The sequence below is a fragment of the Geomonas sp. genome (assembly GCF_056994735.1).
In genome coordinates, this window is record NZ_JBXKJL010000019.1 from 1 (window position 1) to 6275 (window position 6275).

At 61.5% G+C, this 6275-nt stretch carries 5 protein-coding genes and 3 tRNA genes; 7 read left to right on the forward strand and 1 reads right to left on the reverse strand.

Annotation, left to right across the window (positions count from 1 at the left end; genetic code table 11):
• Positions 1-1833, reverse strand: a 1833-nt coding sequence (locus tag AC11W3_RS00805; RefSeq protein WP_484092331.1) for a vitamin B12-dependent ribonucleotide reductase, incomplete at its 3' end; no start/stop codon positions are given.
• A 239-nt stretch (positions 1834-2072) separates the two neighbouring features.
• Between AC11W3_RS00805 and AC11W3_RS00810 the strand changes: the two genes are divergently transcribed.
• The 7 genes from AC11W3_RS00810 (at position 2073) to AC11W3_RS00840 (ending at position 6236) form a co-directional block, all read left to right on the forward strand.
• Positions 2073-3140: a diguanylate cyclase gene (locus tag AC11W3_RS00810; protein WP_484088347.1), complete on the forward strand. Its 1068-nt coding sequence runs from the start codon at positions 2073-2075 to the stop codon at positions 3138-3140.
• A complete protein-coding gene (locus AC11W3_RS00815; protein ID WP_484092332.1) occupies positions 3137-4339 on the forward strand; it encodes a right-handed parallel beta-helix repeat-containing protein in 1203 nt (400 codons plus the stop codon). The genes AC11W3_RS00810 and AC11W3_RS00815 overlap by 4 nt, the downstream gene beginning before the upstream one ends.
• A 40-nt stretch (positions 4340-4379) precedes the next feature.
• Positions 4380-5099, forward strand: coding sequence for a ribonuclease PH (gene rph, locus AC11W3_RS00820; protein WP_484092333.1), 720 nt, complete (start codon positions 4380-4382; stop codon positions 5097-5099).
• Positions 5096-5692, forward strand: a complete 597-nt coding sequence (locus AC11W3_RS00825; protein ID WP_484088350.1) for an XTP/dITP diphosphatase — start codon at positions 5096-5098, stop codon at positions 5690-5692. Before rph ends, AC11W3_RS00825 begins: the two co-directional genes overlap by 4 nt.
• 292 nt (positions 5693-5984) lie before the next feature.
• A tRNA-Pro gene (locus AC11W3_RS00830) sits at positions 5985-6062 on the forward strand.
• A gap of 11 nt (positions 6063-6073) precedes the next feature.
• Positions 6074-6150, forward strand: a tRNA-Arg gene (locus tag AC11W3_RS00835).
• Between the two features lie 10 nt (positions 6151-6160).
• A tRNA-His gene (locus AC11W3_RS00840) sits at positions 6161-6236 on the forward strand.
• Positions 6237-6275 lie beyond the last annotated feature (39 nt).

A 6275-nucleotide genomic window follows, 5' to 3' on the forward strand; every position in this document is an offset into this window, starting at 1 on the left:
CATCTGAAAGGTCCAGCCTTTGAGCGCTTTCGGACGCTCGCGCTTGGCGCTCCGCTTCTCTTCGTAGACCGGGGTCGGCGCCGCTACTACTTTCGGCTCTTCCTTCTTGCCGGTGGAGAGGACCTGCTCGTCGCGGGAGCCGTCCCGGTAGATGGTCACCCCCTTGCAGCCGAGCTTGTAGGCCAGCAGGTAGACCTTCTCCACGTCCTCGACGGTGGCGGTGTTGGGGAAGTTGACCGTCTTGGAGACCGCATTGTCGGTGTGGCGCTGGAAGGCCGCCTGCATCTCGATGTGGTCTTCCGGGGTGATGTCGTGGGCGGTGACGAAGATGTCGCGCACGGAGTCCGGGATTTCGTCGAGATGCGCCACGGTGCCGTGCTCGGCGATCTTCTGCATGAGCGCGTCGGTGTAGAAGCCTTCCGCCTTGGCGATCCTTTCGAAGAGCGGGTTCACCTCGACAAGGATGTTCTTGTCCATGACCTGGCGCACGAAGGAGACCGCAAAGAGCGGCTCGACGCCGGAGGAGGCGTTGGCGATGATGGAGATGGTTCCGGTCGGCGCGATGGTGGTGACGGTGGCGTTACGCACCGGCTCGGCGCCCGGCCTGTCGTAGATGGACCCCTTGAAGTTGGGGAACGCGCCGCGCAGTTTGGCCAGCGCACGGGAGGCGACACGCCCTTCGTCGTTGATGAACTTCATCACCTGCTCGCCGAGGGTCACCGCTTCCATGGAGTTGTAGGGGACGCCGAGCATGATCAGCATGTCGGCCCAGCCCATGACGCCCAGACCGATCTTGCGGTTGGAGCGGGTCATCTCGTCGATCTGCGGCAGCGGGTAGTTGTTGACCTCGATGACGTTGTCCAGGAAGTGGACGGCGAGGCCGACGACTTCCTTCAGCTTGTCCCAGTCCACCCGGCCGTGGGTCACCATCTTGCCGAGGTTGATCGAGCCGAGGTTGCAGGACTCGTACGGGAGGAGCGGCTGCTCGCCGCACGGGTTGGTCGACTCGATCTCGCCGATGTGCGGGGTCGGGTTGTCCTTGTTCAGACGGTCCAGGAAGATGATCCCCGGCTCGCCGTTCTCCCAGGCCTGCTTGACGATGCGGTTGAAGACCTTGCGGGCGTTCATTGTTCCCGCCGGCTTCTTGTCACGCGGATTCATCAGGGTGTAATCGGTGTCGGCGTCGACGGCCTTCATGAAGTCTTCGGTGATGCCGACCGATATGTTGAAGTTGTTCAGCTGGCGCTGATCAGCCTTGCACATGATGAAGTCCATGATGTCCGGGTGATCGACGCGCAGGATCGCCATGTTGGCGCCGCGACGGGTGCCGCCCTGCTTGATGGTCTCGGTGGCCACGTCGAAGACCTTCATGAAGGAGAGGGGGCCGCTGGAGATGCCGGTGGTCGACATGACCACGTCGTTGGCCGGGCGCAGACGGGCGAAGGAGAAGCCGGTGCCGCCGCCGGACTTGTGGATCAGGGCGGTGTGCTTCACGGACTCGAAGATCTCTTCCATGGAGTCGCCCACGGGGAGGACGAAGCAGGCGGAGAGCTGGCCCAGTTCGCGGCCGGCGTTCATCAGGGTCGGGGAGTTCGGAAGGAACTCGAAGTGGGTCATGAACTCGTAGAACTTGTCGCCGAGTCCCTTTACATCGGCCTTCGGGTCGAAAGTGGCATCGGCCTGGGCGATGGTCGTTGCCACGCGGCGGAACATGTCCGCGGGGGTCTCAAGGGTCTTGCCGGTGATGTCCCTCTTGAGGTAGCGTTTCTCTAGTACCGTCAGTGCGTTTTTGGAAAGGCCCGCAATGCCCCCTTTTTCGACCGCTTTTTTCATAATGCTCGGTTCTCCTTGATGATTTATCGCATTGTGACACGTTGTTCATGTGATACCACATTTAGTGTAGCGGGGTGATTTAAACCACAACATCTATGGTAAAGTCAAGAAATTATAGATTAAAAAATCGGGCCGGGGAAAATGTACGACAGTGCTTGAGGTTAGCGGCTTCTTCCATTTACAACCGCGTCCGATGTGTGCTATTAATGACGCGCTAATTTACAGTAGGGGAGTTTTTCATGGCCGAGGATGACGCCTCCAGAACTGAAAATCTTGAGTCGCAGGTTAAGGCGCTGAAGGACCTGATCGAGGTCGCGAAGGCGGTGGTTTCAACGCTCGATCTCGACACGGTGCTGCAGGCGATCCTCAACAGCGCGATGGCCTTCGCCCAGACCCCTGCCGGTAGCGTGGCCCTCTACTATGACGCCAAGCGGGAGCTGAGCCTGCACGCCCACTGCGGCCTGACCGCGGACTTCGTGAAGAACGAGCGCTGGGAGGTCACACCGGGGGGGCTGACGGAAGAGGTGCTGAAGGGGGGCGAGATCTTCTTCGTGGAGGATACCGAGGAGACCCCCTTCTTCAAGAACCCGGTCGCCCTCAAGGAAGGGATCAGGTCCCTCGTCTGCGTGCCGCTCATCTTCCAGCAGCAGATCATGGGCATACTCTACCTGGACGACTTCGCCCCAAGGAAGTTCGACCGCGAGAAGCTCAATTACCTCTCCATCCTCGCCTCCTTTGCCGCGATGGCGATCAACAACGCCACCATGCACAAGCGCACCAAGCTTCTCGCCATCACCGATTCCCTCACCGGGCTGCACAACCACCGCTACTTCAAGACCTTCTTCAAGCAGGAGATGGGGCGGGCCAAGCGCTACCACAAGCCCTTCTCCATCATCATGCTGGACGTGGACAACTTTAAGTCCTACAATGACTCCTTCGGCCACTCCACCGGCGACCTGCTCCTGGCCCACCTGGGCGAGCTGATCATGGAGACCATCCGCGGAGTCGACGTGGCCTTCCGCTACGGCGGAGAGGAATTCATCGTGCTCCTCCCGGAGACCAAGCTCGAGAATGGCATCCTCGCGGCGGAGCGCCTGCGGGACGCCATCCAGAAAGGGACGGCGAAGACCATGCACGGAAACGCCACCCGCGGCGTCACGGTCAGCATAGGTGTCGCCTGCTATCCCGATAACTCGGACAAGATGGACGAACTTTTCAACATAGTGGACTCGCTCCTCTACCAGGCCAAACGCTGCGGCAAGAACAAGGTCTACCACCAGGAAAGCCCCCTCATTCCCTCTTTATGATCCGCCATTTCCGTCCGTTCATGCTGGGGCTCCAACTGTTGGTCGCCCTCCAGATCAGCGCGCCCGCGTTCGGGGCTGCGAGCGAGCCTCCGCCTGTGCAGGCGGCTCCCTCCTCGCCCGTTGCGCCTGTTACGCCCGCTGCGGCCCCGAAGCCGGCGGCCGCCGTCGCTCCGGTGGAGCCGGTTCAGAGAGCGGAAGCGCCCTTCAGCCCGGCCGTGGTTTATGGCGATACGGTGCTGACCGAGGACACCTCCTGGCGCGGCGAGGTGCTGGTGGAGGGGGCGGTGACGGTGGCCCCGCAGGCCACGCTGACGGTAGAGCCGGGAGCCGTGGTGCGCTTCAGGCGCAAGGGATCCCAGGCGCCGCTGCTGGTGGTGCAGGGCCGGATCATCGCCACGGGGACAAGAGAGACGCCCATCCTCTTTACTTCGACTTTCGCCAAGCCGGCTCCCGGTGACTGGCAGGGGGTGATGCTCCTCGGGAGCGAAAAGAAGAACCTGCTGGAGAACTGCCGGATCGAGGGGGCGCAGACCGCCCTGGAGGCGCTCTTTTCCAATGTGACCCTGAAGGGCGTGCTGGCCGAGCGATCGGGGACCGGCATGAGGTTCCAGGACAGCCTGGTGGTGATGGATGGCGGCGCCGCCTCCGGTTGCGACACCGGCTTGAGCTTCGCCCAGAGCGAGAGCACCTTGCGCAATATAAGTGTAGTGGGAAACCGGCTGGGGCTGTCGGCGAAGCGAAGTTCCATCTACATCCTGGAGCCCAATATCTCCGGGAATCAGGCTGCGGCCTTTACCGCTGACGGCTGCCGGATCAAGTTCGTTGGCGGGGCTTTGCTGGGTAACGGCAGCGGCGTGACGCTGATGGCGTGTGAAGGGACGATAACCGGGGCCAAGCTGGCGAAGAGCCGGGAGTACGGCATTTCCCTCACCGCCTCGCGCATGCGGGTGGCGGGGAACCACATCTTCGGTAACGGCGACGGCGGCCTGATGGTCTTCGACGGCAGCTCGGTCGCCTGGGGCAACGCCATCTTCGAGAATGCCGGGTACGATCTCTACAATGCCGGGACTGAGGAGTTCAGGGCGCCGGGAAACTGGTGGGGAACGTCACCGCCAAAGGTCTTCGACAACAATGGGCGGGGGAATGTTCTGTACTCGCCGGTACTGGCGAATAAGCCGGTATTGCAGCAGGCACAATAATAAGATCTGGACAAATAAACCAAAGAAGGATGGACGACTGATGACACGCAGAAACGGCCGGGCGGCCGATGCTTTGAGAGAGATAAAGATAACCAGGAATTACCTGAAGCACGCGGAGGGCTCGGTGCTGATCGAGTTCGGCGACACCAAGGTCATCTGCAACGCCACGGTGGAAGCGCGGGTCCCGTCCTTCCTGAAGGGGAAGGGGACTGGGTGGGTGACGGCGGAGTACTGCATGCTACCTCGCGCCACTCACACCAGGAATGCACGTGAGTCCGCCAAGGGGAAACTCTCCGGGCGCACCCATGAGATCCAGAGGCTTATCGGTCGTTCTCTTCGCGCTGTTGTGGATATGGAGCAGCTTGGCGAGCGCTCGGTGCTGATCGACTGCGACGTGATCCAGGCCGACGGCGGGACCCGGACCGCTTCCATCACCGGTGCCTACGTCGCCCTTGCCGACGCCCTGCAGACGCTGGTTGACAAAGGGGAGCTGGCGAAAAACCCCCTGCGTGAGGCGGTCGCCGCGGTCAGCGTCGGCATCGTCAACGGGGTGCCCTATCTCGATCTCGACTATCCCGAGGATTCCAGCGCCGAGGTGGACATGAACTTCGTCATGACCTCCTCCATGCGCTTTGTCGAGGTACAGGGGACGGCGGAGGCGGAGCCGTTCACCCTGGACCAGATGGATATGATGCGCAGCCACGCCATGCTCGGGCTCTCCCAGCTCTTCGAGATGCAGACGGAGGCGCTCCAGGCATGAAAGAGCTGGTCGTCGCCACTGGCAACAAGGGGAAGTTGCGGGAATTCGCCGAGCTGTTGAAAGGGGTGGTCGATACCATCCTCTCGCCCGCTGATTTTCCGGGATTTCCTGAGGTGGTCGAGGACGGGGATACCTTCGAGGCCAACGCCATCAAGAAGGCAATGTCCGCGGCGAAGTTCACCGGGAGACCGGTGTTGGCTGACGACTCGGGGCTGTCGGTCGATTACCTCGACGGCCGCCCCGGGGTCTACTCGGCGCGCTTCGCCGGAGAGGGCGCAAGCGATGCGGACAACAACGCCCTCCTTCTGCGCGAGCTGGCCGGGGTGCCGGCGGAAAAACGGACGGGGGCATTTCACTGCGTGATCGCGCTCTGCCAGCCGGACGGGAGCTGCCAGGCTTTCGATGGCTCGCTTCCGGGGGTGATCCTGGAGGCGCCGAGGGGTGATGGGGGATTCGGGTACGATCCGCTCTTCTTGGTGCCGGAGTATGGGCAGACCTTCTCGGAGCTGCCCATAGAGATAAAGAATCAGATCAGCCACCGGGGGAGGGCCATGCAGATGCTGAAGGAGGCCCTCGCGGGGGAGAAACTTTAGGCCCACATTTCAAGCTCCCCCTCGCCCTCCGGGCCTGCGCGCTGAAGCGCTACGGCGCGCAAGCGGGAGAGGGGCGGGGTGAGGGGAGCCCGTATCTCCGTGGCACGTGCCCTCACCCCAACATTAGGGGCAGGCGCTTCAACGTCAGGGAATGGCGACTCCTTTGACAGAAGACCAGGGTCCAGTATGCTTTTAGCTGTCTTTGGTCGGTCCGCTCCCTGAAAATCCGGTTGCGTTTTGGAAAAATGCTTGCACCTCGGTTGGTGCTGTGATATAAACGCAACTCTTGATTCGGGGTGTAGCGCAGCCTGGCTAGCGCACCTGCCTTGGGAGCAGGGGGCCGGAGGTTCGAATCCTCTCACCCCGACCACTCAAGCACTTGCGCCTGTAGCTCAGCTGGATAGAGCAACGGCCTTCTAAGCCGTAGGTCAGAGGTTCGAACCCTCTCAGGCGTACCAATTGAATATGGTGGGTATGGTGAAGCGGTTAACACAAACGACTGTGACTCGTTCATACGTGGGTTCGAATCCCACTACCCACCCCAATTAAATTAACCCCGTGAAAGCGGGGTTTACTGTTTATA

Excerpts from the sequence above, each read along its gene's own strand:
- AC11W3_RS00810 (WP_484088347.1), top strand. The coding sequence starts at position 2,073 with ATGGCCGAGGATGACGCCTCCAGAACTGAAAATCTTGAGTCGCAGGTT.
- AC11W3_RS00815 (WP_484092332.1), top strand. The coding sequence starts at position 3,137 with ATGATCCGCCATTTCCGTCCGTTCATGCTGGGGCTCCAACTGTTGGTC.
- rph (WP_484092333.1), top strand. The coding sequence starts at position 4,380 with ATGACACGCAGAAACGGCCGGGCGGCCGATGCTTTGAGAGAGATAAAG.
- AC11W3_RS00825 (WP_484088350.1), top strand. The coding sequence starts at position 5,096 with ATGAAAGAGCTGGTCGTCGCCACTGGCAACAAGGGGAAGTTGCGGGAA.